This is a genomic window from Rubrobacter sp. M3-4, assembly GCF_059772285.1.
Genome location: NZ_JCBAJP010000002.1, coordinates 1 through 24,082, shown reverse-complemented (window position 1 = coordinate 24,082; position 24,082 = coordinate 1). Strand labels below are relative to the sequence as shown.

Annotated in this window: 26 protein-coding genes and 2 tRNA genes; 22 read left to right on the top strand and 6 right to left on the bottom strand. The window is 64.8% G+C overall.

Translation table 11 applies throughout. The features are described 5' to 3' along the window. Positions 1–31: 31 nt before the first annotated feature. The 6 genes from AC6EKW_RS02425 (at position 32) to AC6EKW_RS02400 (ending at position 6,423) form a co-directional block, all read left to right on the top strand. Entirely contained in the window at positions 32–463 is a 432-nt protein-coding gene (locus AC6EKW_RS02425; protein ID WP_498513605.1) for a peroxiredoxin, read from the top strand. 11 nt (positions 464–474) lie between these two features. Further along, positions 475–2,076, top strand: a complete 1,602-nt coding sequence (locus AC6EKW_RS02420) for an amidohydrolase (protein ID WP_498513604.1) — start codon at positions 475–477, stop codon at positions 2,074–2,076. 187 nt (positions 2,077–2,263) lie between these two features. Continuing rightward, a complete protein-coding gene (locus tag AC6EKW_RS02415) occupies positions 2,264–3,256 on the top strand; it encodes a thiamine pyrophosphate-dependent dehydrogenase E1 component subunit alpha (RefSeq protein WP_498513603.1) in 993 nt (330 codons plus the stop codon). 10 nt (positions 3,257–3,266) lie between these two features. After that, on the top strand, positions 3,267–4,286 hold the full coding sequence (locus AC6EKW_RS02410; RefSeq protein WP_273888863.1) for an alpha-ketoacid dehydrogenase subunit beta: 1,020 nt from the start codon (positions 3,267–3,269) through the stop codon (positions 4,284–4,286). A 29-nt stretch (positions 4,287–4,315) separates the two neighbouring features. Then, a complete protein-coding gene (locus AC6EKW_RS02405; protein ID WP_498513741.1) occupies positions 4,316–5,407 on the top strand; it encodes an acetoin dehydrogenase dihydrolipoyllysine-residue acetyltransferase subunit in 1,092 nt (363 codons plus the stop codon). Beyond that, positions 5,404–6,423 (top strand): ATP-NAD kinase family protein, encoded by a 1,020-nt coding sequence (locus AC6EKW_RS02400; protein ID WP_498513602.1) that lies wholly within the window; start codon positions 5,404–5,406, stop codon positions 6,421–6,423. The genes AC6EKW_RS02405 and AC6EKW_RS02400 overlap by 4 nt, the downstream gene beginning before the upstream one ends. Here AC6EKW_RS02400 and AC6EKW_RS02395 read toward each other — a convergent pair. Next, positions 6,420–7,544 (bottom strand): acetamidase/formamidase family protein, encoded by a 1,125-nt coding sequence (locus AC6EKW_RS02395; RefSeq protein ID WP_273888860.1) that lies wholly within the window; start codon positions 7,542–7,544, stop codon positions 6,420–6,422. The two genes, AC6EKW_RS02400 and AC6EKW_RS02395, sit on opposite strands and share 4 nt — an antisense overlap. Positions 7,545–7,677: 133 nt before the next feature. Between AC6EKW_RS02395 and AC6EKW_RS02390 the strand changes: the two genes are divergently transcribed. Then, the gene (locus tag AC6EKW_RS02390; RefSeq protein ID WP_498513601.1) at positions 7,678–9,372 is read left to right on the top strand and encodes a VanW family protein; all 1,695 of its coding nucleotides are present in this window, start codon (positions 7,678–7,680) and stop codon (positions 9,370–9,372) included. Positions 9,373–9,379: 7 nt separating this feature from the next. Here AC6EKW_RS02390 and AC6EKW_RS02385 read toward each other — a convergent pair whose 3' ends face one another. Genes AC6EKW_RS02385 through AC6EKW_RS02375 form a run of 3 tightly spaced genes read right to left on the bottom strand, consistent with a single transcriptional unit; the run spans position 9,380 to position 10,983 of the window. Further along, a complete protein-coding gene (locus AC6EKW_RS02385; RefSeq protein ID WP_273888858.1) occupies positions 9,380–10,168 on the bottom strand; it encodes an SDR family oxidoreductase in 789 nt (262 codons plus the stop codon). Between the two features lie 3 nt (positions 10,169–10,171). Then, positions 10,172–10,624 (bottom strand): hemerythrin domain-containing protein, encoded by a 453-nt coding sequence (locus AC6EKW_RS02380; protein WP_498513600.1) that lies wholly within the window; start codon positions 10,622–10,624, stop codon positions 10,172–10,174. Beyond that, a complete protein-coding gene (locus AC6EKW_RS02375) occupies positions 10,621–10,983 on the bottom strand; it encodes a cupin domain-containing protein (RefSeq protein WP_498513599.1) in 363 nt (120 codons plus the stop codon). Before AC6EKW_RS02375 ends, AC6EKW_RS02380 begins: the two co-directional genes overlap by 4 nt. Positions 10,984–11,141: 158 nt before the next feature. Between AC6EKW_RS02375 and ric the strand changes: the two genes are divergently transcribed. The 5 genes from ric (at position 11,142) to AC6EKW_RS02350 (ending at position 13,052) form a co-directional block, all read left to right on the top strand. Beyond that, positions 11,142–11,846 (top strand): iron-sulfur cluster repair di-iron protein, encoded by a 705-nt coding sequence (gene ric / locus AC6EKW_RS02370; RefSeq protein ID WP_498513598.1) that lies wholly within the window; start codon positions 11,142–11,144, stop codon positions 11,844–11,846. Further along, positions 11,843–12,064, top strand: coding sequence for a hypothetical protein (locus tag AC6EKW_RS02365; RefSeq protein WP_498513597.1), 222 nt, complete (start codon positions 11,843–11,845; stop codon positions 12,062–12,064). Before ric ends, AC6EKW_RS02365 begins: the two co-directional genes overlap by 4 nt. 2 nt (positions 12,065–12,066) lie before the next feature. Further along, positions 12,067–12,378 (top strand): metal-sulfur cluster assembly factor, encoded by a 312-nt coding sequence (locus AC6EKW_RS02360; protein WP_498513596.1) that lies wholly within the window; start codon positions 12,067–12,069, stop codon positions 12,376–12,378. A gap of 101 nt (positions 12,379–12,479) precedes the next feature. Beyond that, complete coding sequence (locus AC6EKW_RS02355; protein WP_498513595.1) at positions 12,480–12,716, top strand: 4Fe-4S dicluster domain-containing protein; 237 nt, start codon at positions 12,480–12,482, stop codon at positions 12,714–12,716. Between the two features lie 66 nt (positions 12,717–12,782). Further along, a complete protein-coding gene (locus AC6EKW_RS02350) occupies positions 12,783–13,052 on the top strand; it encodes a 2Fe-2S iron-sulfur cluster-binding protein (RefSeq protein ID WP_273842796.1) in 270 nt (89 codons plus the stop codon). A gap of 7 nt (positions 13,053–13,059) precedes the next feature. On the opposite strand, the gene AC6EKW_RS02345 is transcribed toward AC6EKW_RS02350, so the two are convergent. Both AC6EKW_RS02345 and AC6EKW_RS02340 read right to left on the bottom strand, forming a co-directional pair. Next, positions 13,060–13,743, bottom strand: coding sequence for a hemerythrin domain-containing protein (locus AC6EKW_RS02345; protein ID WP_498513594.1), 684 nt, complete (start codon positions 13,741–13,743; stop codon positions 13,060–13,062). Beyond that, positions 13,736–14,125 (bottom strand): cupin domain-containing protein, encoded by a 390-nt coding sequence (locus AC6EKW_RS02340; RefSeq protein ID WP_498513593.1) that lies wholly within the window; start codon positions 14,123–14,125, stop codon positions 13,736–13,738. The genes AC6EKW_RS02345 and AC6EKW_RS02340 overlap by 8 nt, the downstream gene beginning before the upstream one ends. Before the next feature lie 33 nt (positions 14,126–14,158). Between AC6EKW_RS02340 and AC6EKW_RS02335 the strand changes: the two genes are divergently transcribed. From AC6EKW_RS02335 to AC6EKW_RS02290, 10 genes are all read left to right on the top strand, one after another. Continuing rightward, positions 14,159–15,403 (top strand): tellurite resistance/C4-dicarboxylate transporter family protein, encoded by a 1,245-nt coding sequence (locus tag AC6EKW_RS02335; RefSeq protein ID WP_498513592.1) that lies wholly within the window; start codon positions 14,159–14,161, stop codon positions 15,401–15,403. 174 nt (positions 15,404–15,577) lie between these two features. Further along, positions 15,578–19,219: a nitrate reductase subunit alpha gene (locus tag AC6EKW_RS02330; protein ID WP_498513591.1), complete on the top strand. Its 3,642-nt coding sequence runs from the start codon at positions 15,578–15,580 to the stop codon at positions 19,217–19,219. After that, complete coding sequence (gene narH / locus AC6EKW_RS02325) at positions 19,219–20,844, top strand: nitrate reductase subunit beta (protein ID WP_498513590.1); 1,626 nt, start codon at positions 19,219–19,221, stop codon at positions 20,842–20,844. Before AC6EKW_RS02330 ends, narH begins: the two co-directional genes overlap by 1 nt. Continuing rightward, positions 20,841–21,473: a nitrate reductase molybdenum cofactor assembly chaperone gene (gene narJ / locus AC6EKW_RS02320; RefSeq protein WP_273888848.1), complete on the top strand. Its 633-nt coding sequence runs from the start codon at positions 20,841–20,843 to the stop codon at positions 21,471–21,473. The genes narH and narJ overlap by 4 nt, the downstream gene beginning before the upstream one ends. Beyond that, positions 21,474–22,280: a respiratory nitrate reductase subunit gamma gene (narI, locus tag AC6EKW_RS02315; RefSeq protein WP_273888847.1), complete on the top strand. Its 807-nt coding sequence runs from the start codon at positions 21,474–21,476 to the stop codon at positions 22,278–22,280. After that, a complete protein-coding gene (locus tag AC6EKW_RS02310) occupies positions 22,273–22,902 on the top strand; it encodes an SDR family oxidoreductase (protein WP_498513589.1) in 630 nt (209 codons plus the stop codon). The genes narI and AC6EKW_RS02310 overlap by 8 nt, the downstream gene beginning before the upstream one ends. A gap of 114 nt (positions 22,903–23,016) precedes the next feature. Beyond that, a tRNA-Asp gene (locus AC6EKW_RS02305) sits at positions 23,017–23,090 on the top strand. Between the two features lie 11 nt (positions 23,091–23,101). After that, a tRNA-Phe gene (locus AC6EKW_RS02300) sits at positions 23,102–23,174 on the top strand. A 196-nt stretch (positions 23,175–23,370) separates the two neighbouring features. Then, a complete protein-coding gene (locus AC6EKW_RS02295) occupies positions 23,371–23,706 on the top strand; it encodes a transposase (RefSeq protein ID WP_498513588.1) in 336 nt (111 codons plus the stop codon). Continuing rightward, positions 23,693–23,911 (top strand): transposase, encoded by a 219-nt coding sequence (locus tag AC6EKW_RS02290; RefSeq protein WP_498513587.1) that lies wholly within the window; start codon positions 23,693–23,695, stop codon positions 23,909–23,911. Before AC6EKW_RS02295 ends, AC6EKW_RS02290 begins: the two co-directional genes overlap by 14 nt. Positions 23,912–24,082 lie beyond the last annotated feature (171 nt).

Below are 24,082 nucleotides of genomic sequence, written 5' to 3'. Positions count from 1 at the left end.
ACGCGGAGACCACAGAGACAAAGGAGGACGGATGCTGCAGGAAGGCGAGCAGTTCCCCGAGCTGAGCTTCCTCACCGAGGACGAGAAGAGGATCTCGACCGAAGACCTCAAGGGCAAGACCACGGTCCTCTACTTCTACCCGAAGGACGCGACCCCCGGATGCACGAAGGAGGCCTGCGCCTTCAGGGACCGCATGCAGGACTACGAGCGCGCCGGCGTTCGGGTCTACGGTGTCTCGCTCGACCCGCCCGAGTCCCACCGCCGCTTCCGCGAGAAGAACGGCCTGAACTTCCCCCTCCTCACCGACGAGGACGGCAAGGCCGCCCGCTCCCTCGGCATCCTCTCCGAGAGAGGCACGGCGAAGCGGGTCACCTTCGTGCTCGACCCCGAGGGCCGGGTGTCGAAGGTCTACCCGGAGGTCTCGCCCGAGACGCACGCCGACGAGATCCTGCAGAGCCTCTAGGGGCAGACACCGTGCCGGGCGGCCTGATCCTCACCGGGGGACGCCTGATCACCGCCGACCCCGAACTCCCGGAGGCCGAGGCGATCGCGATCATGGGAGGCATCATCGTCGCGGTCGGCTCGAACGCGGACGCCCTGGCCTTCCGGGCCCCGGGCGTAGAGGTGGTCGACCTCAAGGGCCGCACCGTACTCCCGGCCTTCAACGACGCCCACTGCCACCCGATGGCCATCGGGCTCGCCGCCGGTCAGGTGGACGTGTCCCCGGACGAGGCCCCCGATATCGGAACCCTGTTGGGGCGCATCCGGGATCGAGCCGCCTCGACCCCGCCCGGCAGGTGGATCCTCGCCCGCGGTTACGACGACACCCGACTCACCGAACGCCGCCATCCGTCGCGGGAGGAGCTCGACCGGGCGGCGCCGCACAACCCGGTCCTCATCACCCGCGCCTGCCTGCACGTCGGCGCGGCGAACACGCAGGCGCTGCGGGAGGCCGGGATAACCCGCGACACCCCCGATCCTCCCGGCGGCACGATAGACCGCGACTCCCGCGGCGAGCCCACCGGCGTGGTGCGCGAGGCGGCGCTGGAGATGGCGCGGCGCGCGGTCCCAAAGCCCACGGTCGACGAGCTCGAAGACGCCCTGCGGCGGGCCGCTGAGATCTACCACTCCCACGGGGTGACGAGCGTCGCCGAGGCCGGGGTACGCCGCCCAGAGGAGATGGAAGCCTACCAGCGGGTGCGGGAATCCGGCGGGCCCCTCCTCCTGCGGACCTACCTCATGGTCATCCTGGACGAGATGCTGGAGGAGTTCTCCGGAACGGGACTGCGCACCGGCTTCGGAGACGACCTGTTGCGCCTCGGGCCGGCCAAGATCTTCCTCGACGGATCCATAGGCGGCCACACCGCCCGCATGCGCGAGCCCTACGCCGGAGAGCCCGGGAACAGGGGGCTATGGATGCAGGACCCCGAAGAGATGAAGCGGAAGATAAGGCGGGCCCACGCTTTGGGCTGGCAGTGCACCGCCCACGCCATCGGCGACGCCTCGATAGACCTCCTGCTCGACGCCTACGAGGAGGCGCTCGCCGAGAACCCCCGCCGGAACCCCCGCCACCGCATCGAGCATTGCGAGTTCGTGACCGACCCGCAGGTCTTCGACCGGATAGCGCGCCTCGGCTGCGTCCCCGTTCCCGGGACCACCTTCCTGCACGACTTCCGGCCCCTCTACGCCGCCAGCCTGGGCAGAGACCGCCTCCGGTACGCCAACGCGATGCGCTCGTTCATCGAACACGGGATCGTCGCCGCCGCCTCGAGCGATGCTCCGGTGTGCAGCGTGGATCCCCTGCTCGGCATCCGGACCATGATGACCCGCAGAGATTTCGCGGGAGAAGAAGTCTTCCCGGAGGAATCCATATCATTCGAGGAGGCCGTCTACGCCTACACCGCCGCGGGAGCCTACGCCTCCTTCGAGGAGCACATCAAGGGCAGCCTCAGCCCCGGCAAGGTCGGGGACGTCACCGTGCTCGGGGCGGACGCCCGCCGGGTCTCACCCGAGGAGATCCCGGAGGTCGGCGTGGACCTCACGGTGATGGCCGGGGAGGTCGTCCACCCGGCCTGAGCGGGTCTATCGTGCTGGGTCGACGGGGATGGGCGGCGGGGTTGATGACACGCTTCACCGCCGACTTCAACAAGAGAACGTAGCCGTCTTTCGTCTCGTTTCTCATAGCCTGCAAAACGGTCCTTGACACCCTGCATCCTCCCCTATATGGTTGGTTGGTTACGAATTTCGGGGAAAGGAGGGCTCGATGACAGAGGTCGTCGGCACGGGGTCGCTCAGCAGGGAGGACCTCCTCAAAGCCTACCGCACGATGCGTACGATCCGCGAGTTCGAGGAGAGGCTGCACACGGAGTTCGCCACCGGGGAGATCCCGGGCTTCGTACACCTGTACGCCGGTGAAGAGGCGGTCGCCGTCGGGGTGATCTCGCACCTCGGCCCCGGGGACTACGTGGCGAGCACCCACCGGGGCCACGGTCACGCCATCGCCAAGGGCTGCGACGTCAAGGCGATGATGCAGGAGATCTACGGCAAGGCCGGCGGGATATGCAAGGGCAAGGGCGGGAGCATGCATATCGCGGATCTGGACAAAGGCATGCTCGGGGCCAACGGGATCGTCGGCGGCGGGCCGCCGCTGGTCTGTGGTGCCGGTCTCTCGGCCAAGATACGCGGCACGCGGGGGGTCGCCGTCTCGTTCACCGGCGACGGCGGATCCAACCAGGGCACCACTCTGGAGAGCATGAACCTCGCCAACGTGTGGAACCTGCCCGTGGTCTTCATCATCGAGAACAACGGCTACGCCGAGGCCACCTCGACGAACTTCTCGGTCAAGGGCCTGGACATAGCCAAGCGGGCCGAGGGGTTCGGCATACCGGGCGTGGTCGTCGACGGATTCGACTTCTTCGCCGTCCACGAGGCCGCCGGAGAGGCGATAAGACGCGCCCGCGAGGGCGGCGGCCCCTCGCTCATCGAGTGCAAGACGAGCCGTTACTACGGCCACTTCGAGGGCGACGCCCAGACCTACCGCGCCCCGGGTGAGGTCGAGGAGCTCCGGCGCGAGAAGGACTGCCTAAAGCGCTTCTCCGAGAGGGTCGTCTCGGCCGGGCTCGTCGAGAAAGGGGAGCTGGAGAGGATAGACGATGAGGTGAGGAACCTCATAGACGAGGCCGTCCGGGAGGCCAAGGCCGCGCCCGACCCGAGGGCGGAGGACCTCCTCGCGGACGTGTACGTCAGCTACCGGTAAGGAGGCGACCGTGGCGCGCAGCATCACCTTCATGCAGGCGATAAACGAGGCGCTCGCGCAGGAGATGGAGCGCGACGAGCGCGTGATCGTCATGGGAGAGGACAACGCGGGCGGCGCGGGAGCCCCCGGAGAGGACGACGCCTGGGGCGGCGTGATGGGCGTCACCAAGGGCCTCTACCAGAAGTTCCCCGGACGCGTGCTCGACACCCCGATCAGCGAATCGGCTTTCATCGGAGCCGCGGCGGGAGCGGCCGCCTCGGGTCTCAGGCCCGTCGCCGAGCTGATGTTCGTCGACTTCTTCGGGGTGTGCATGGACCAGATCTACAACCAGGCCGCCAAGTTCCGCTACATGTTCGGCGGCAAGGCCGTGACACCCCTCGTCATAAGGACGATGTACGGGGCGGGGATCCGCGCCGCGGCCCAGCACTCCCAGAGCCTCTACCCCATCTTCACCCACATCCCCGGCCTCAAGGTCGTCGTCCCCTCCAACCCCTACGATGCGAAGGGGCTCATGATCGCCTCTATCCGCGACGACGACCCCGTGATGTTCTTCGAGAACAAGGTCCTCTACGCCACCGAGGGCGAGGTGCCCGAGGAGCCCTACGAGATACCTCTGGGCGAGGCCGAGTACGTGCGCGAGGGAGACGACGTCACCATCGTCGCGATAGGCCGGATGGTGCAGATGGCCCAGGAAGCCGCGGAGGCGCTCGCCGACGAGGGTATAGAGTGCGAGATCGTCGACCCCAGAACCACCTCGCCGCTCGACACGGAGACGATCTTCGAGAGCGTCGAGAACACCGGAAGGCTCGTCGTGGTCGACGAGTCGAACCCGCGCTGCAGCCTCGCCGCGGACATCTGCGCGCAGGTCGCCCAGGAGCTCTTCGACGATCTCGAGGCCGCGCCGAAGATGGTCACGGCCCCCCACACCCCACCGCCGTTCTCCCCGGTGCTCGAGGACCTCTACGTCCCCGACGCGGAGAGGGTCGCCGCGGCGGTGAGGGAGGTCACGGGTGCGGGGGCGAAGGCTTGAGCGAGACGCAGCAGATCACCCGCCTCACCATGCCCAAATGGGGTCTCACCATGACCGAGGGAACGGTCGTGCAATGGCTCGTCGGTGAGGGCGAGGAGGTCTCGAAGGGCGACGAGATAATCGAGGTGGAGAGCGAGAAGATCAACAACGCCGTCGAGTCCCCGGCCTCCGGCGTCCTGAGGCGGCACGTCGCGCAAGAGGGCGACGTGCTGCCCGTCGGGGGGCTCCTCGGCGTGATCGCCGACGCCTCGGTGCCGGACTCCGAGATCGATGCCTTCGTCGAGGGGTTCCGCGAGAGCTTCGTCCCACAGGAAGAAGAGGCGGTGAGCTCCGAACCCGAGACCGTCGAGGTCGACGGGAGGGAGATCCAATACCTGAAGATGGGCGAGGAAGCCGCCACGCCGCTCATCCTCATCCCGGGCTTCGGCGGCGACATAAACATCTTCGTCTTCAACCAGCAGACCCTCTCGGCCGAACGCCCGGTCTACGCCATAGACCTCCCGGGGCACGGCGGCTCCTCGAAGGACGTCGACGGCGGGGACCTCGCCTTCTTCGTCCGCACCGTAGCGGGCTTCATGGACGCTCTCGGAATCGAGCGGGCGCACCTGGCGGGGCACTCGATGGGCGGGCTCGTGGCGGCGGCGTTCGCGCTCGAGCATACTGATAGGGTGGTTTCGCTCACCCTGATCTCGAGCGCCGGGCTCGGGGAGGAGATAAACGGCGATTACGTCGAGGGCTTCATCGCAGCGAACCGCCGCAGGCAGATGAAGGACGTCCTCGGGCTCCTCTTCGCGAACCCCGAGCTGGTGAACCGCCAGCTCGTAAACGACGTGCTGCGCTACAAGCGACTCGACGGGGTGGACAACGCGCTGCGCACGATAGCGGAGAACCTCTTCCCCGGGGGACATCAGGCGAACGTGCTCGACCTCGGATCGCTCCGGGTGCCGGTCCTCGCGGTCTGGGGCTCGGAGGATGCGATCGTACCGGTCTCGCACACTGAGAACCTCCCCGAAGGCGCCCGGGTGGAGGTGATCGGAGGCTCCGGGCACATGTCTCACATGGAAGAGGCCGGGAGGTTCAACCGCATCATCTCGGGGTTCCTCGCCGAAGCGGAGCGTTGACGAGCGCAGGCATCATCGCCAACCCGGCCTCCGGACGCGACATCCGCAGGCTCGTCTCCGGGGCCTCGGTCTTCGACAACGCGGAGAAGGGCAACATGGTCTACCGCCTGATGGTGGGCCTCGGCGCGGTAGGCGTCGAGCGGGTCGTGATGATGCCCGGCGCCTCCGGGATCTCGGAGAGCCTCAGGCGCAACCTGCTCGGCAACTCTTCGAGGGGAAAAGCCGCCCAGGCTCTCCCGGAGCTCGAGGTCCTAAAGATGCGGCTGCGCCACGACGCGCGCGACACGGCGGAGGCGACGGAGGAGATGTGCGAGCGGGACGTGTCGGTCCTGATCGTGCTCGGGGGCGACGGGACCAACCGGATCGTCGCCGGGCACTGCGGCAAAGTTCCGCTCTGCCCGCTCTCGACCGGCACCAACAACGCCTTCCCGGAGATGCGCGAGGCGACCGTGGCCGGCATCGCCTCGGGACTCGTCGCGACCGGCCGGGTGAAGGGCGCGCTGCGCCGGGAGAAGCTGCTGCGCGTCGCGGTGAACGGGGCCCAGGAGGATCTCGCGCTCGTGGACGTCGCGACGAGCACCGACGCTTTCGTGGGGGCACGGGCCCTCTGGCGGCCGGCGGACGTCTCCGAAGTCTTCGTCACCCGCGCCTCCCCGGAGTCGACCGGGTTCTCGGCCGTGGCGGGTCTCATCGAACCTGTCCCGCCCGAGGCGCCGTACGGGCTCCACCTGAGGCTCGTCGCACCAGGAGAGGCGAAGATCACCATCCCGGTCCCGCTCGCGCCGGGGCTCGTCGCGCCGGTCGGGGTGGCCGAGTCACGGCGCTTGGAGCCAGAAGAGGAGGTCGAGCTCGCGCCCTTCTCCGGATGTGTGGCGCTGGACGGCGAGCGCGAGCTCGAGGTCTCGGAGCGGGACCGGATTACGGTGCGGCTGGATCCCGACGGACCGTTCACCATAGATGTAGGGAAGGCCATGCGCGAGGCGGCCCTCCGGGGATTGATGAACGGCTCCGGCTAGACGAAGATATCCAGCGGCAGGAGCGCCGAGACCAGCATGTTCGGCACGTCGACGGTCTGGCTTATCCTGAGGTCCACCGCCACGCTGCACAGGGCGTAGGCCTGCTGGCGATCGTAGCCCCGCTCGCCGAGGTGTTCGATCATGTTGAGCAGCGCGTTCTTCGCAGCCAGGGTGATGTCCTCCCCCGTACTCTCCCCGTCCCGGCTCACCCCGATACCGGTGGTGGCGTAGAAGCGGCGCGGGGCGGCGAGCTCGGGCGCGGTGAAGTAGTCGTCGCGGTAGAAGCGCAGGTCGCGGATGCCCCTCCTCTCCGCCTCGCCCTTGTGGACGAAGAAGCGCAGGTGCACCCGGGAGCGCATCTCTATCCCGGTACCGCACGCCTCGCAGTCTCCCTGCGCGTAGTGGATGTCCCCGGTCGAGACGAGCGCCCCTTCCCGGTAGACCGGGATCAGGACGGTGACACCCGGAGAGAGCTGCTTGATGTCCAGGTTCCCCGCGATCTCGCGCGGCGGGATGGTCCTCAGCCCCTCCTCCGCGATGCGTCCGCCGGGGACGGCCCCGGCGGGGTCCGGCGGGAGCGCAAACCCGCCGCGCGAGGCCACCGCCGCCTCCCGCTCGGTGATCGTGCGCCGGAGTTCCGCGCTCGGGGCGAGGCCGAGGGAGGCCAGGTGCGGGTTGTAGCGCAACCTCACGCCGGGGAGCTGCTCGGACTCGGCGTACTCGGTGCCGTTGAGACGCCAGTGGATGATGTAGGGCTCGGTGAACTCGTCGCGCAGGAATCCGAAGCCGGGCACCTCGACGGTGTACCCCCACTGATCCCACGGGTCGGGCTCTATGGCGAGCGCCTTGACCTCCAGCAGGTCTCCGGGTTCGGCGCCTTTGACGTAGACCGGTCCGGTCAGCGGGTGGACGGGACCGAGGTCGAGCCTGCCGACGTCCTCGGCGGTCGAGGCGGGATTGAGCTGCCCGTCGAAGGCGTCGCGGGTCTCATAGATCACGATGTCCCCCGGCTCGACCTCGACCACCGGCTCCAGGTCCTCGTGCCAGCGGTTGTGCCCGGTGTGGGGCTCGTCGGCGAGCTGCTTCGACGGGTCTATCGAGATGACGTGCTCTTCTGGCATCTTTCCCCTCTCATCCTGTTTCCCACGAGGAGCTCATTCTAGCGGTTTTCGGATGATGCAGGACAGGTCCCCGAGCTATAATCGACCGGGGACCAGGCGGCGCGCAGCGAAGGCTCTCGTTCCGGAGGTGTGGGTGGCGAGGCGGATCACGCGTCGGCGCGTCGGGGAGGACGCCCCGGGGAAAGCAGGTCGCCGGCGTCCCCTACGATGGGCGGGTGTGGCCGTGCTCGCCCTGGTTCTGCTCGTACTCCTCGCCGCGGCGGGCGAGTGGTTCGTCTACCGGGGCCGGATCTACCCGGGCGTAAAAGTGGCTGGAGTATCCCTCTCCGGGAGGACACCACGGCGAGCCGCCGACATCCTCCGGCAGCGCGAGGCCGGGATGATACCGCGCGAGATCCGTCTGAAGACCTCGGAAGAGTCGATCCCTCTGGACGCCCGTCGACTCGGCATCGGGATCGATGCCCAAAGGAGCGCCCATCGCGCCTACGAGGTGGGCCGAACCGGCTGGATCGGGGCCCGCATCGCCGGTATGTCCGGGGCGTTGCTCGGCGGGAGCGACCTGGAACCCGCCGTCTCTTTCGATCCGAAGGCTGCCCGCAGGCTCGTGGAGCGGCTGGCCACGCGTCTCGACTCGAAGCCTCGCGACGCTTCAGTGAGCATAGACGGCGCACAAGTCACCATCACCCCTTCGCACGAAGGCTACAGGCTCGACGTCACCGCCACCATGAACGCCATACGCCGTGCCGCGCAGGGCCTGCGCAGCGAGGCCGACATCTCTGGACGCATCCTGCGACCAGCCATCCCCACCCAGTCGGCACGGAATGCGGCCCGCAGGATCAGGACGGCCCTCTCCACCCCGCTCGTCCTGCGGGATGCGGGACACCGATGGACCTTCGAGCCCGCGCAGGTCGCCCGTATGATACGGGTCTCGGCCCACGGCTCCCGGCTGGAGGCGACCGTGAGCGGGAAAGGTTTCGAGCAGGTGGCCTCCGGCATGCTCTCCACCCTCGACGTCCCGCCGCAGAGCGCCTCCTACAAGATCTCCGGCGATACCGTGGAGGTAGTCCCTGCACACGAGGGCCGCAGGATCCGGGAGAAGAAGCTCCTCGCCAAACTCGAAGGAGGGCTCTTCTCGGGACGGCACAGCTTTAGCATCCCGCTCGCGACGACAAAACCACACCTCACCACCCGGGAGGCGCAGCGCCTGAAGCCCACCACGCTCCTCGGCTCTTACAAGACCGACTACACCTGGGACACCGCACCCGGCGAGATGGCCAACTACAGGATCGCCTCGAACGCGGTCAATAACACCCTCGTCGCGCCTGGACAGGTCTTCTCCTTCGACGACAAGACGGAGGGGCTACACTACCAGCCCTCGAAGGTGATCGTGAACGGCAAGGTCAAGGAGGCACTGGGCGGGGGGATGTGTCAGATCTCCTCTACTCTCTACATGGCAGCGAACTACGCGGGTCTCAAGGTCCTCGAACGCCACCCCCACTACGCCCAGCTCCCCTACATCCGGCCCGGCTTCGACGCGACGGTGTGGTTCGGCAGCGGGAGCGGCCCGGACTCCGGCAGGCTGGACATGAAGTTCAAGAACAACACCCCGGGATATCTGCTCCTGAAGGAGTGGGTCGGGAGCGACGGCTACGTCCACGCCCAGATCTGGGGCCGTCCGACCGGCAGGCACGTCACGATGTGGTCGAAGGAGGTCGCCTCGGGTCCCGGCTACACCCGCTGGGTCACCTACAAAAAGGTAACGAAGGACGGCAGGGTCCTCTTCGACGGCGTGCTGCACGTGGACACCTACAAACCCCTGAGCATCTGAACCCGCGCTACAGCGCCCGCACCATGCCCCCGTCCACCAGCACGGCCTGCCCGGTGACGTAGGAGTTCGCCGGAGAGACGAGGAAGGTCGCGAGCCGGGCGAGCTCTTCCGGGGTGCCGTACCTGCCGAGCGGGATCCCGGCCTCGGATCGGGCCTTTGCTTCCTCTGGCGTGATGCCGAGCTCTTTGGCCCGTGCCTCGTCGAGCTGCCTGACGCGGTCGGTCGAGATCCTGCCGGGTCCGATCGTGTTGACGAGTATCCCCTCGGGGGCGAGCTCCGCTGCCAGGCTCTTGGCGAGCCCGGCCACCCCGGCACGGAAGGTATTGGAGAGCACGAGCCCCTCTATGGGCTGTTTTATCGAGGAGGAGGCGATGTTGAGGATTCGCCCGCTCCTGCTCGCACGCAGGTGGGGCAGCGCCTCGCGCACGAGCCGCACGACGCTGAGCAGGTTGAGCTCGAACGCCTCCCGCCAGGCCTCATCGCCGAAGTCCTCGAAATCCCCCGCCGGAGGCCCCCCGGAGTTGGTGACCAGCACGTCGAGCCCGCCGAGACGGCCCGCGGCCTCCGCGACCAGACGCCTCACATCCTCCGCCCGACGGAGGTCGGCCGCGACCCATCCGACCTGGCCCCCGGTTTCCCCGGCGATCCCGGCGGCGGCCTCCTCCAGCGTCCCTTTGCTCCGGCTCGTGATCACGACCCGCGCCCCCTCCGCCGCGAGCTCACGGGCTACCGCCCGCCCGAGCCCCCGGCTGGAGGCCGCGACCAGCGCCCTGCTCCCTTCGAGACCGAGATCCATCGCCTAACCAGCCTCCTCCACCCGACGCCCTATCTCCCCCAGCTGCTCCTCCGAAAGGCTCCGCTCGACGAGCGGGAAGAGCCGGCGCTCCTCGAGCCGGATGTGCCCGTCGAGCCGCTCCCCGATCTCGCTCAGTAAATCAGGGTGCACCTCGTCTCTCTCCACCTGCTCCTCCAGCTCCATCACGAGCCCGCGTATGGTGGCGTGGTCCCGCGCCGTGAGCAAGACGGGCTCGGCTCCGAGATCCCCGCCGTAGCGGGCGTAGACCGGCAAGAGCACCTCCTCCTCGAGCCTGAAGTGCCCGCTCGTCTCCTCCCGCCAGAACGGCAGGAAGGCACGCCCGACTCCGATCCTGGCCTCCACATCCTCACCCGCCGCCCGTCGCAACCTCCTGGCCTGCACGAGCCCCTGATGGTGGTCCTCGGAGAATTTCCTGAGCGCAGGATGCCGCTTCACGCCCCACCCCCGCCGCGTCCGATCCGGATCGGACCCTTCCGACGGTGCACCGAGAGATACGTCACCCCCTCAGGCCCGGCCTCGAACGACCGGCGTGCCCCTTTGGGTACGAAGACGAACCTCCCCGGCCCGATCTCGCACCTCTCCCCCTCGACCTCCACGGTGCCGCTCCCGAAGACCCCGATCACCAGCACATCCACCTCCCCGTTCACGTGCTCCCCGATGCCCCCTCCACCCGGCAACCGCACCAGGTTGGCGTTCAGATCCTCGCTCCCCTCCAGCTTCCAGACCGTCCCCACCCCCGAACCCGCCACACGTCCCAGATCCTCCGAGACCACCGAACCATGACCTCTGCTCATCCCGACCCCCCTCGACGAACGCCTCCAGAGTCCATCTCAGCCATCCTAGCACCGGCCCCGGCGTGTGACCCCTCACATCCCCTCCTTGCACCTACCAACCCGAGACTGCAATATACTATTACGTTTTAAGTGCTGTTTGTTGGAGAAAGAGGTGGAGGATGATGATCCCGCCCTGGAGGAAGGTTGGTGAGCTCGTGGCGGAGGTGCCCGGCCGGTCACGGGTGTTCGAGGAGGTGGGGATAGACTACTGCTGCGGCGGGGATGTCTCCCTTGCGGATGCCTGCGAGGCGGCCGGGGTAACCGTGGAGGAGATCGTGAAGAGGCTGGAGGGAGAAGCAGGCAGGACCGATGAAGAGCCGGACCTCGCGAGCATGGGCATGGGGGAGCTGGTCGAGCACATCGTGAAGGTCCATCACGACTACCTGCGCTCCGAGCTTCCCAGGCTGGAGCGGCTGATCGGGAAGGTGGAGGCAGCGCACGGGGAGAACCATCCGGAGCTCGGTGAGTTGAAGGAAGAATTCGGGCGGCTGCGGGCGGAGCTCGAGGAGCACACCGCGGAGGAAGAGGCTGCGATCTTCCCGGCCGGGGTGAGGCTCGAGCGCGGGGAACCGGCCGGGGTGGAAGGCTCCCTCGGCGGCCTGCTGGGGAAGAGCGTGAGGGAGCACATAGCGACCGGACGGCGGCTGCAGAAGATCCGGAAGCTCACCGACGGCTACCGCATACCGGAGGACGCCTGCAATTCCTACCGGGCGATGCTCGACGGTCTCGCCGAGCTCGAGCGCGACACCCACCATCATATCTTCAAGGAGAACAGCCTGCTCTTCCCCAGGATGAAATCTCGTGAAGAGGAGATGCGCGGATGATGGACGCGAATTTTCCTCAGCCGGTGTGGGCCTGCATGGGGTGCGGCACCTCCTACGACCCGGAAGAGGTCCTCTTCCTCTACTCCGACGAGTCAGGCTCCCGTTGCAGGGAGTGCGGGAGCATCCTTCTCGGGCCCCTGATCCCTGCCGTCATGACCGGTGAGGAGCGCGCGCAACTTCTCGTTGTTTCCGGCGAGCGTATCCAGACAGGAGGTTGAGCATGCAAAAGACCGTAAGCGAAGAGCGCGTCAGAGACCAGCTCAGGACCGTGATAGACCCCGAGCTCGGCCTCGATATAGTCGAGCTCGGGCTCGTCTACGACATAAAGGTGGAGCAGGATGGACGCCACGTCGACGTGACGTTCTCCCTGACGAGCCCGATGTGCCCCGTGGGCGACATGATCCAGGAGCACCTCGAAAACGAGCTGCTCTCCATCGAAGGAGTCGAGACGGTCGACGCCCGCCTCTCCTTCGAACCCCCCTGGAACCCGGACATGATGAGCCCCGCCGCCAAGCTCTTCTTCGGCCGCTAGAGATCACACAACCGCGTGATCCCGGTCATGCAGCCCTTGCCCCGCAAATAAAACGTTACATAATCAGTAATGGTTAGTGGTCGAGGAAGAGAGGAGGCGCGATGCCCTATGTGATCACGGAGCCGTGCATCGGGACGAAGAACCAGGCGTGTGTGGAGGTCTGTCCGGTCGACTGCATCTATGATGCGGGGGATCAGTTCCTGATCAACCCGGAGGAGTGCATCGACTGCGGGGCGTGCGAGCCGGAGTGCCCGGTCGAGGCGATCTTCCCGGAGGACGAGGTCCCCGAGGACATGCGTTCGTTCATAACCAAGGCGCAGGAGTTCTTCTCGTCCTGAGGCGTGGGATGGCGCGGGCGGGGGAGCGCAGGATGCTTCCCCGCCTGCTTTGGTGTGAGGAGGGAGATGGCGAAGACGCACAGGGTAACCTTCAAGAAGAGCGGCATCACCATAGAGTGCTCCGAGGATGAGTACATCCTCGAGAAGGCCGAGGAGAACGGGCTAGACCTCCCCTACGACTGCAGGAGCGGCACCTGCACCACCTGCATGCAGATGTGCCTCGAGGGGGAGATAGACCAGGATCTTGCGTTTGCGATCTCCGACGAGGAGCTTGCAGAGGGATATCGTCTGATCTGCATCGGCAGCCCCCTCTCCGACGTCGTGCTCGACGCCTGAGAGAAACTTACAGGCACCTCTCGAGCAGCTCCCGGCGCTCCTCTTCCGTCGTCACCTGGTCGAGGACGGGATAGAGGATGCTCTCCTCCCTCTCGTCGTGATGCTCGAGCAGCCGCTTGAACCAGTATCCCTCGTCGAAGAGCTCAATCACCCGGCGTCTCATGGTCCCCGGACCTTCGTCCATCAGACGGGGCAGCATCTCTTCGAAGTGGTCGAGGATCCTGATCATCTTGCGGTGCTCGTTGATGTAGAACTTCGGGTCCCCTCCAGGGATCTTCCCGGCACGGGCGTACACCGGCAGCAGGATCTCCTCCTCGACCCTTATGTGTTCTCTCTGCCCCTCGCTCACCTGCTTCAAAAGCTCGGCGGCGAGAGGAATGTCCTGCGCGAGCAGGGCCTCCTGGTGCAGCAGGAAAAGCTCGTTCAGGTGCTCGTGGGTCTCCAGCAGCGCGAGGAAACTCGCCGGCGGCGGCTCGCGACGCGAGAGATCGAGCACCCGTTCGATCTCCCCGACCAACCTCTCCGGCGGGATGCCCCGCTCCCTGGCAAACCCCGCGACCGAACCCGCAGGCGGCTCCTCATCCTCGTAAGATCCGAACCCGTAGCGGGAGAGCACGACCCTCACCGCCGGATACCTCGCAGCGAGCTCCGCTACCGGCGTATCCGGCCCGATGATGGCACCCTCACCCATCTCCACCGTCTCTCTTGGCGATCGTGATGAGACCGACCGACTCCTCGAGCGCCTCAACCCTGTGCCTGACACCCGCATCACACGCCACCAGCGTCCCCGCCCCAGCCTCCATCTCCTCCCCGGCGGACGCAAAGCGCACCCTGCCGCTCACCACGTTCAGGCTGAAAGGCCCCGGCGCCGCATGCTCGTCCAGCACATCCCCGGCACGCATCACCAGAAGAACCACGTTCATCCCCTGCCCCTTGCGCAGCGTGATCGCGTTCCTCCCACCCCGCTTCCACGCCTCCTCGGACTTGAGCCTGCCCGCCTCCTCCTCGATGTCGAACCTCTGTACCGGCCCGTGCAGCGCTCGACCGGATACAGGACGCTCCCTGCCACTCATCTTCCCACTCCTTCCAGACATCCTCACACAACTATGATCATTATAGTAATTCTATCGTCGAACCCTCCAGCCGGGAGAGAATTCGGGCACACCGGCGAGCGGAAAAGGCAAAACGGGGCTACTTCTCCAGGACCTTCGAACACATTCCTTGCATCCTCAAAACCATTACGTTTTCCGAGCCTCTTTTCTGCTCCATCCTCCGTTGCTAGACTAACGGTGGTCGGAATGAGAAAAACGGAATTATCAGAGGCTCTGAGCGGGCTGAACCCGGCATGGTTTTCTCTGGTCATGGCCACCGGGATCGTTGGCATTGCGGCTCACACGCAGGGGATTTCGGTCGTTCCGACGGTTTTGATGTGGGTCAACGTCGTTTTTTATGCTCTGTCGTGGGCAGTCTACATGGCCCGGCTGGTTTTGTTTCCGCGGGACTTCTTCGGAGACTTCCGCAAGCACATGAGGGCCATGGGATACTTCACCGTGGTCGCCGGCAGCGGCGTGTTGGGAACGCAGCTCCTTCTGGTCGGCGGCTACCGTGGCGCGGCTCTGGCGCTGTGGGTCCTGGCGCTCGTGCTCTGGTGTGTGCTCGTCTACGCCATCCCCGCCGCGCTGATCGCGCAGAGGGAAGGGAAACCCGCTCTACAGCGGGGGATACAGGGTAACTGGCTCTTATGGACCGTTGGGACGGCCAGCGTCTCGGTGCTGGGCACACGAGTGGCACCCTCTTTCGGATCAGGGGCGGGCCAGGTGGTGTTCTGGAGCTTTTTGCTCTGGCTCATCAGCGTGATCTTCTATCTGTGGGTCATAGCGATGATCATCCAGCGCCTCTTCTTTTACGACCTTGCGGCAGGGGATCTCGTTCCCACATATTGGATAGACATGGGTGCCTTCGCCATCGCCACGCTCGCAGGAGCCACGCTCCTCTCGTCCCACGTCTCTTCCCCCCTTTTGAGCCATCTCGAGCCCTTCACGATGGGCCTGACGCTGGTGCTGTGGGCCATCGCATCCTGGTGGATACCCTGGCTCTTCCTCATGGGGCTCTGGCGCCACTTCATCCTACGCTACCCCTTCTGGTTCAACGTAGGATGGTGGGGAATGGTCTTTCCTTTGGGAATGTACACCACGGCCACCGCCACCCTCGCCCAGGCCATGCCGTTGCCGGCCATCCTGAAGTACATAGCCGCGGTCTTCGTCTGGATCGCGATCGCCGCCTGGGTGGTCACGTTCGTCAACATGCTGATCACGCTGTGGAGACGACCACTGTCCTCGGGTCTGTCGTGATGCCCGAACCTTAAAACGGAAGTCTCTTCGTGACCTGCATCAATGAAATCCGTGCCCCGCATCACCTGAATAAATCAACGAGATCAAAATACGCAGAAAAAGAATTACCAAACACGTAGCTGTAATATAAACTCTTATCCAGAGTCAGGGTGGCAACGAGAGGAGCATACGCCGATGCCAAGGGCGATCAATCCGTTGCTGAGGGGTCTGCAGTACCTGCGCAGGGGGCAGGAGCGTTCCGGAGGATGGAACGAGGTGAGTGCCCGGGACAGGGGCTGGGAGTACACCTACGAGAACCGCTGGCAGCATGACAAGGTGGTGCGCTCCACCCACGGGGTGAACTGCACGGGGTCGTGCTCCTGGCGGGTTTACGTGAAGGACGGCATCATAACCTGGGAGACCCAGGCGGTGGATTATCCTTCCAACGGTCCGGACTTCCCGGAGTACGAGCCGCGGGGATGTCCGAGGGGGGCATCGTTCTCCTGGTACACCTACTCACCCCTGAGGATCAAACACCCCTATGTGAGGGGGGCTCTGCTCGAGCTGTGGCGCAGGGCGAAGGCCGAGAAGGGTGACCCGGTGGAGGCGTGGGCCTCTATCGTCGAGGATCCCGAGAAGGCGAGAAGCTACAAGATCCGGAGGGGCAAGGGAGGGTTGGTGCGGGCCTCGTGGGAGGAGGTCGTCGAGATCATAGCCTCCGCCCACGTCTACACCGTAAAGAAGTACGGCCCCGACAGGGTCATGGGCTTCAGCCCGATCCCCGCGATGAGCATGGTCTCTTACGCGTCGGGGGCACGCTTTCTCTCGCTCATCGGCGGTGTGATCCCGAGCTTCTACGACTGGTACTCGGACTGGCCTCCGGCCTCGCCGCAGATCTGGGGAGACCAGACCGATGTGCCGGAGTCCGCCGACTGGTACAACGCAAGCTACCTCATAATGTGGGGATCGAACATCCCCATAACCAGGACCCCGGACGCCCACTTCATGACCGAGGCGCGCTACAAGGGGCAGAAGACCGTCGTCGTCTCGCCGGACTACTCCGACCACACCAAGTTCGCCGACCACTGGCTGCCGGCGCACCCTGGCACCGACGGGGCGCTGGCGATGGCGATGGGGCACGTGATCCTCAAAGAATTCTACGTGCAGAGGCAGGTGCCCTACTTCGTGGAATACGCGAAGAAGTACACGGACCTGCCGTTTCTGATCACGCTTGAAGAAGGCGAGGGCGGCGCGCATCTCCCTGGCCGCTTCCTCCGTCTTTCGGACCTGGGTGGCAAAGAGGAGAACGCCGAGTGGAAACCGGTCCTGCTCGACGGCGAAACCGGTGAGGTCACGAGCCCGAACGGCACCCTCGGCACCCGCTACGGGGAAGAAGGAGAGGGTAGGTGGAACCTGGATCTCGGGGGGATCGACCCATCGCTCACCCTGCTGGGCCGCCACCACCAGCTCGTCGAGGTGAGCTTCCCCCGTTTCGATACCAGAGAGGTGATCGTACGCGGGGTGCCTGCCAAGCGGGTCGGGGATCATCTGGTGACGACGGTCTTCGACCTGCTGCTCGCGCACTACGGCGTAAGGAGGGAAGGGCTCCCCGGCAAGTGGCCCGAGGGGTACGATGACCCCGAACCCTACACGCCCAGCTGGCAGCAGGAGATAACCGGTGTGGACTCGGGGAGGGCAGCACGCATAGCCCGGGAGTTCGCCCGCAACGCCGAGAGGACCAATGGCAGATCGATGATAGTGATGGGCGCCGGCACGAACCATTGGTATCACTCGGATCAGATCTACCGGGCCATGCTCACGCTCGTCCTGCTGTGTGGATGTCAGGGAGTAAACGGAGGGGGATGGGCGCATTACGTAGGCCAGGAGAAGGTGAGACCGTTCACCGGCTGGTCGACGATGGCCTTCGCACTCGACTGGAATCGTCCCCCGCGTCACATGGCCGGCACCTCGCTGTGGTATCTGGCCACCGATCAGTGGCGTTACGAGCCGGGCTCTCCGGAAGAACTCTCTTCGCCTACTGCGAAAGGCATGTTCTCCGGCATGCACTTCGTGGATTGTCTCGCCCTTTCAGCGCGCCTGGGCTGGCAGCCCTCCCATCCGACCTTCGACCGCAACCCGCTAGAGATAGCCGAGGCGGCCGGGAGAGAAGGCATCCCGGTCGAGGAGTATGTCGTGAGAGAGCTCAAGGAAGACAGGCTTCACTTCGCCTGCGAGGACCCCGACGCCCCGCAGAACTTCCCCAGGGTTCTGACGCTGTGGCGCTCTAACCTCCTCGGTTCTTCGGGCAAGGGGCACGAGTACTTCCTCAAGCACCTGCTCGGGGTGCCGGACGCAGCGGTGCGCAACGAGGAGACGCCCGAAGAGCTGAGGCCAAAGGACGTGCGCTGGCGCGAGGAGGCTCCGGTCGGCAAGCTCGATCTTCTCGTCACGCTGGACTTCCGCAAGAATGGCTCCTCCATGTACTCCGACATAGTGCTGCCGGCGGCGACGTGGTACGAGAAGCACGACCTCTCCTCCACGGACATGCATCCGTTTGTACACCCGTTCAACCCGGCGATCGACCCGCCGTGGGAGGCCAGAAGCGACTGGGACTCTTTCAAGGCCATAGCGAAGAGGTTCTCCGAGCTGGCGAGGAACCACCTCGGGGTGAGAAAGGACGTGGTGGCCACGCCCCTCATGCACGACAGCCCGGATGAGATCGCACAACCATTCGGTGAAGTCAGGGATTGGAAGAAAGGTGAGTGTGAGCCGGTACCGGGCAAGACGATGCCGAGGTTCACCGTCATAGAGCGCGACTACACCGCCGTCTTCCAGAAGATGTGCTCGCTGGGGCCTCTGGTCGAGGAGCTCGGCATCGGCAGCAAGGGCGTGACATGGAAACCGAAGCTCGAGGTCGACGAGATGCGCCGTCAGAACGGCGTCGTAAGGGAGGGTCCTGCCGCCGGCAGGCCGCGCCTGGAGCGCGCGGATCAGGTCTGCGAAGCCATCCTGGCGCTCTCCGGGACCACCAACGGGCGCCTCGCGGTGGAAGGCTTCAAAGCCTTGGAGAAGCGCACCGGCCTGAAGCTCGTTGATCTGGCGGAGGAGAGAGGCGATGAACGGATAACCTTCCGGGACATAACGGCGCAGCCGCGCAAGGTCATCGCCTCCCCGGAGTGGTCGGGGATGGAGAGCCGCACCAGGCGTTACTCTCCTTTCACTATAAACGTCGAGAAAAAGAAGCCCTGGCACACGCTGACCGGGCGCCAGCACTTCTACCTGGACCACGAGTGGATGCTCGAGTATGGAGAGGCGCTCCCCATCTTCAAGCCACCGCTGGACCTCGGGTACGATGCCCGTTCTCTCGGAGATGGCAGAACCGAGGTTACGGTGCGCTACCTCACCCCGCACTCCAAGTGGTCCATCCACTCCGAGTATCAGGACAACCTGAGGATGCTGGAGCTCTTCCGGGGAGGGCCCGTGGTGTGGATGAGCGTGGAGGATGCGAACAAGATAGACGTCAAAGACAACGACTGGATCGAGGTCTACAACGTGCACGGGGTCATCTCCGCCCGTGCAGTTGTCTCGCACCGGATCCCCGAGGGCACGGCGATCATGTACCATGCCCAGGACAGGCATGTCAACGTGCCCATCTCCGAGGTCAGCGGCACCCGCGGCGGAACCGACAACTCGACGACCAGGATCGTCGTCAAACCCACTCACATGATAGGCGGCTACGCGCAGTTCACGTTCGCACTCAACTACTACGGCCCGGCGGGATCGCAACGGGATACCGTGACCGTCATCCGCAAGCGCCAGAGGGAGGTGGCCTACTGATGCTGGTCAAGGCCCAGATCGGGATGGTGATGAACCTGGACAAGTGCATCGGGTGCCACACCTGCTCCGTGACCTGCAAGAACACCTGGACGAACCGGGAGGGTACGGAGTACATCTGGTTCAACGACGTGGAGACCAAGCCTGGGGTGGGCTACCCCAAAGAGTGGGAGAACCAGGACCGGTGGAACGGCGGCTGGCAGCTGAAGAAGGACGGCAAGCTGGAGCTCAAGGCCGGGGGGAAGCTCAAGAAGCTGGCGAACATCTTCTACAACCCGGACCTTCCGGTCATAGAGGATTACTATGAACCGTGGACCTACGACTACGAGACCCTGACCAGCGCGAAGCCTTCGGCCCACCAGCCGGTTGCAAGGCCTCAATCGAGGATAACGGGGGAGCCGATGGAGCTCGAGTGGGGTCCCAACTGGGAGGACGACCTGGCGGGCTCGCAGGAGAGCGCCCCCCACGATCCGAACATCTCCGAAGACATCCAGGAGCGGGTGCGCATGGAGTACGAGAAGGTCTTCATGATGTACCTGCCGCGCATCTGCGAGCACTGCCTCAACCCCTCCTGCGTCGCCTCCTGCCCCTCTGGGGCGATGTACAAGCGGGACGAGGACGGGATAGTGCTGGTGGACCAGGAGCAGTGCCGGGGCTGGCGCTACTGCGTCACGGGCTGCCCCTACAAGAAGGTCTACTTCAACTGGCACACGGGCAAGGCCGAGAAGTGCACGCTCTGCTACCCGCGCATCCAGAACGGCGACCCGACGATCTGCTCCGAGACGTGCGTGGGGCGCATCCGCTACATAGGCGTTCTGCTCTACGACGCCGACCGGGTCGAGGAGGCGGCCTCCACCCCGGATGAGAAGGAGCTCCTCGACGCCCAGCGCTCCATCTTCCTCGATCCCCACGACCCCGAGGTCATAGAACAGGCGCGCTTCGACGGAATACCGGAGGACTGGATCGAGGCGGCACAGAGATCGCCCCTCTACAAGCTCGCGATCGAATGGGGCGTGGCGCTGCCCCTGCACCCGGAGTACCGGACGCTTCCCATGGTCTGGTACGTGCCGCCGCTCTCCCCGGTGATGAGCCTCATAGAAGACGGCGAGCCCGACCCGGACGCGGTCTTCCCGGCGATAGAGGAGATGCGCATCCCCAACAAGTACCTGGCCAACCTGCTCACCGCGGGAGACGAGGAGGAGATAAAGCGGGTTTTGAGGCGCCTCGCGGCGATGAGGGCCTACATGAGGGAGCTGGACATAGCCGGAGAGGCAGACCCCCGGCTCGCCGAGGATGCCGGTCTCGGCGAAGATCAGATAGTAGAGATGTACCGGCTCCTCGCTATAGCAAAATACGACGAGCGCTACGTGATACCGAAGGCCCACAAGGAGCTCGCCCTGGAGCTCGACGCGCAGGCGCAGGGCGCCTGCGGCCTGGACTTCGCCGGGGGACCTGGAAGCTGCGCGAGCGTGGAAGGCACCCAGAGGAACGAAGCCTTCTACTCGATGAAGGAGGAGCTCGAGGAGAAGGCCCGGGCGATGGGCGGGAGGCTCAAGGCCCCGAACGTCAACTTCTTCCGCTCTAAGGCAGACTTCGAGGCATTCCACCTCAAGGAGGCGGGCGCGTGATCTTCAAGATCATCTCGATCCTCCTGAGCTACCCGGACGAGGAGATGATCTCCTCGCGCGAGGAGATAGCACGGGCCGTGCAGGACCTCGAAGACTCCCCGGCCAGGGAGAGCATAGAACGCTTTCTACTCTACTGGCAGAACACCCCCCCGCTCAAGCTCCAGGCCGACTACGCCGAAACCTTCGACTTCGCGGCCAAGAACACCCTCTACCTCAGCTACTTCCGCTACGGAGACGAGAGAAGGAGAGGGCAGGCCCTCATAGACCTCAAATGGACCTATGCGAAGGCCGGATACGCCGTGGAGAGCGATGAGCTACCCGATTACCTGCCGCTCATGCTCGAGTTCGCAAACGAAGATCCCGAGACAGGTATGAAGCTCCTCTCGGAGTATCGGGCGGGGCTCGAGGTGATGAGGAAAGCGCTCCTCCAGATGCGAAGCCCCTACACCCACCTCATCGACGCCCTGAGGAGCCTCCTGCCAGAGGTGAGCGAGCGGGAGATGGAGGAAGCCAGGGAACTGGTGGCCAAGGGTCCGCCCCGCGAGCTGGTGGGCCTGGAGCCCTACGGCTCGGAGGGACCTCAGGTCCCTCCTCAAAGCAACGTCGTCTTCGACGGGAGAAGAAGATAGATGAACCTGCTCGACAACTTCACGTGGGTGATCTGGCCGTACCTGGCCATGGCATCCTTCGTCGTGGGACACGCGTTCCGCTACCGCTACGACCAGTTCGGATGGACCTCCGAATCGAGCGAGCTTCTCGAGAAAAGATCTCTCAAGTGGGGCTCGGTCCTCTTCCACGTCGGGATTATCTTCGTGTTCTTCGGGCACGTGATGGGCATCCTCATCCCGATCCAGTTCTACCACGCCATAGGTTTCAAGGACCCCTGGTACGAGATACTCTCGCTGTGGGCCGGAACGGCCGCCGGAGCGACCGCGCTCATCGGCATCCTGATCATAAACATGAGGCGCTGGCTGGTGAAGAAGGTGAGGCGCACGACCAAGAGCAACATCAAGTTCTTCATAGACTTTCTGCTCCTGGTGGTGATAGCCATAGGCCTCGTGGTGACGCTCGGTTACAGGATATGGGTCGGGCTTCTGAACATGCCCGGTTCGTCGTTTTTCGGCAGCCCGACCTTCGACTACCGCACCTCGATAGGGCCGTGGGCCAGGAGCCTCTTCTCCTTCGCTCCAGACCCCAACCTGATGTCCCCCGTGCCGGTGATCTTCAAGATCCACATAATCCTTGCTTTCCTGCTCTTTGCGCTGTGGCCCTACTCGCATCTGGTGCACGTGTGGAGTGCTCCGATAGGATACCTGCGACGCCGCCGCATCCAGTACCGCAGCAGAAACCCCGAAGTTGCGATGGCCCAGGCACGTCGCCGGCCAGGAGAGACCACCAGTAAGCTACATGCTGCGGACAGGCAGGAGCTTGAGTAACCTGAAAGACAGGGTGGTGGCGGTGCTCGGAGCCCAGGACGAGCCCGGAACGTCCGTGGCCCTGGCATTGGCCAGGGAGGGTGCGGTCCTGGTCCTCGGCGGGCAGGATCGCCACCGCCTCGAAGCTTTGCAACGAGAGGTCGAGGTCCACGACGGACAGGCGGCGGTCGTGGGTGTGCATCCGGCCAAGCGTCACCATCCGTCACGTCTCGTGGAGACGGCCACAGACGCCTTCGGGGGCCTCGACGCGCTGGTCTTCGCCGTCGAGGCCGGAGCATCCTCGCTCTCCTCCGGAGATCTGGACTCCTGGGAACGGGCGCTGGACGCGGGCCTGAAGGGCTTTCTGTACGCGATCTCAGCGGCCATACCTGCGATACGCGAAAGAGGTGGTTGCCTCATATCCCTGAACAAAGCAGCACCCGATCCGATAACTGCCGCATCTCAGGAGGCACGCGGAGTAATTCTGAGAGAGCTGGCCCGGGAGCTATCCCCGGAAGGGATTAAAACCGGGGAGATCACAGTCGAAGAGGGAGCGGCCTCCGAAGAGGTTGCAAGGGAGGTCATCTCTCTCCTGACCGATGAGAAGAGAGGGTTCTCAACCCGCCCGACGGTACAGGGATGATCGGCTTGCCGAACAGATACACCAGACCCTTCAAAATCCCGTGCGCCCGGCAAAGAGGTGGATAACGCTGATAGAAATTCCTCCCTCAGTTTGTTACACTCTTCTCCGCTGCGCGGGGGCGTAGTTCAGTTGGTTAGAACGCCGGCCTGTCACGCCGGAGGCCGCGGGTTCGAGTCCCGTCGCTCCCGCCGACCAGCGAGGCGGGATAGCTCAGTCGGTAGAGCACGTGACTGAAAATCACGGTGTCCCCGGTTCGATTCCGGGTCCCGCCACTTACAAAAGTCCTGCAAATGACAGGGGAGTAAGAAGGCCTCGGCAGATCGCTGGGGCTTTTACGGTACCTGACTTTACGGTACCTGACAGTTGCCGGAACCAAGGGGTTGCCAGCGTCTATCCGAAGGCCTCGTCCATAGCGTCTGCCAAGATAGTGTCTGGCAGTTTGTGGGTTTCAAGTGAAAAGGGAGACACTTGACCCCGAAAAAGCATGAGGATTTCGAGCACGAGGTGAAGCTGGATGTGGAGCCCCGGGTACGCCAGGGCGTCAAGGCGGGGCTGGAGGAAGTCCTCGAGGAAGAGATGACCCAACATCTGGAAGCCGGCTACCGGAAGGTGACCCCTACCAGGCGCGGGGAGCGTAACGGCCACTACACGCGCACCCTCCTCACACCCGCGGACAGGATCGAGCGCCTTGAGGCGCCCAGAGAAGATAGAGAAGGTGAGTTCGTCACCGAAGTCTTCGAGAAATACAAGCGCATAACCGGGGACATCGAAGAGGAGATGTACCTCTCTTATGGATCTCGGTAAGGAAGATAGCTGGGTCACCGAGGCTTTGAGCCGTGTGAAGGTCGGCAAGGATGCCGTAAGCCGTATCGCCAGAAGGCTCGAAGAGGAACAAAGGGAGTGGCAAGAGCGCTCTTTAGAGGAGAAGGCCTATCCCTATCTCTACCTGGATGCCACTTACCTGAAGGTACGTTGGGGTCCAAGAGTGATGAGCATGGCGCTACCTTGACGTGCGTTGGGGTGGACGAAGAGGGCTTGAGGGAGGTCTTGGCCATCAAGGTAGCGGGCTTCGGAGAAGGGAGCGGCGTACGCCTCGCTGCTGCGAGGTCTCATCGACCGGGGCATCTCCGGAGTGAAGCTGGTAGTCTTAGAGCCACTTGCAATGAGCTTGGTCTGTGAG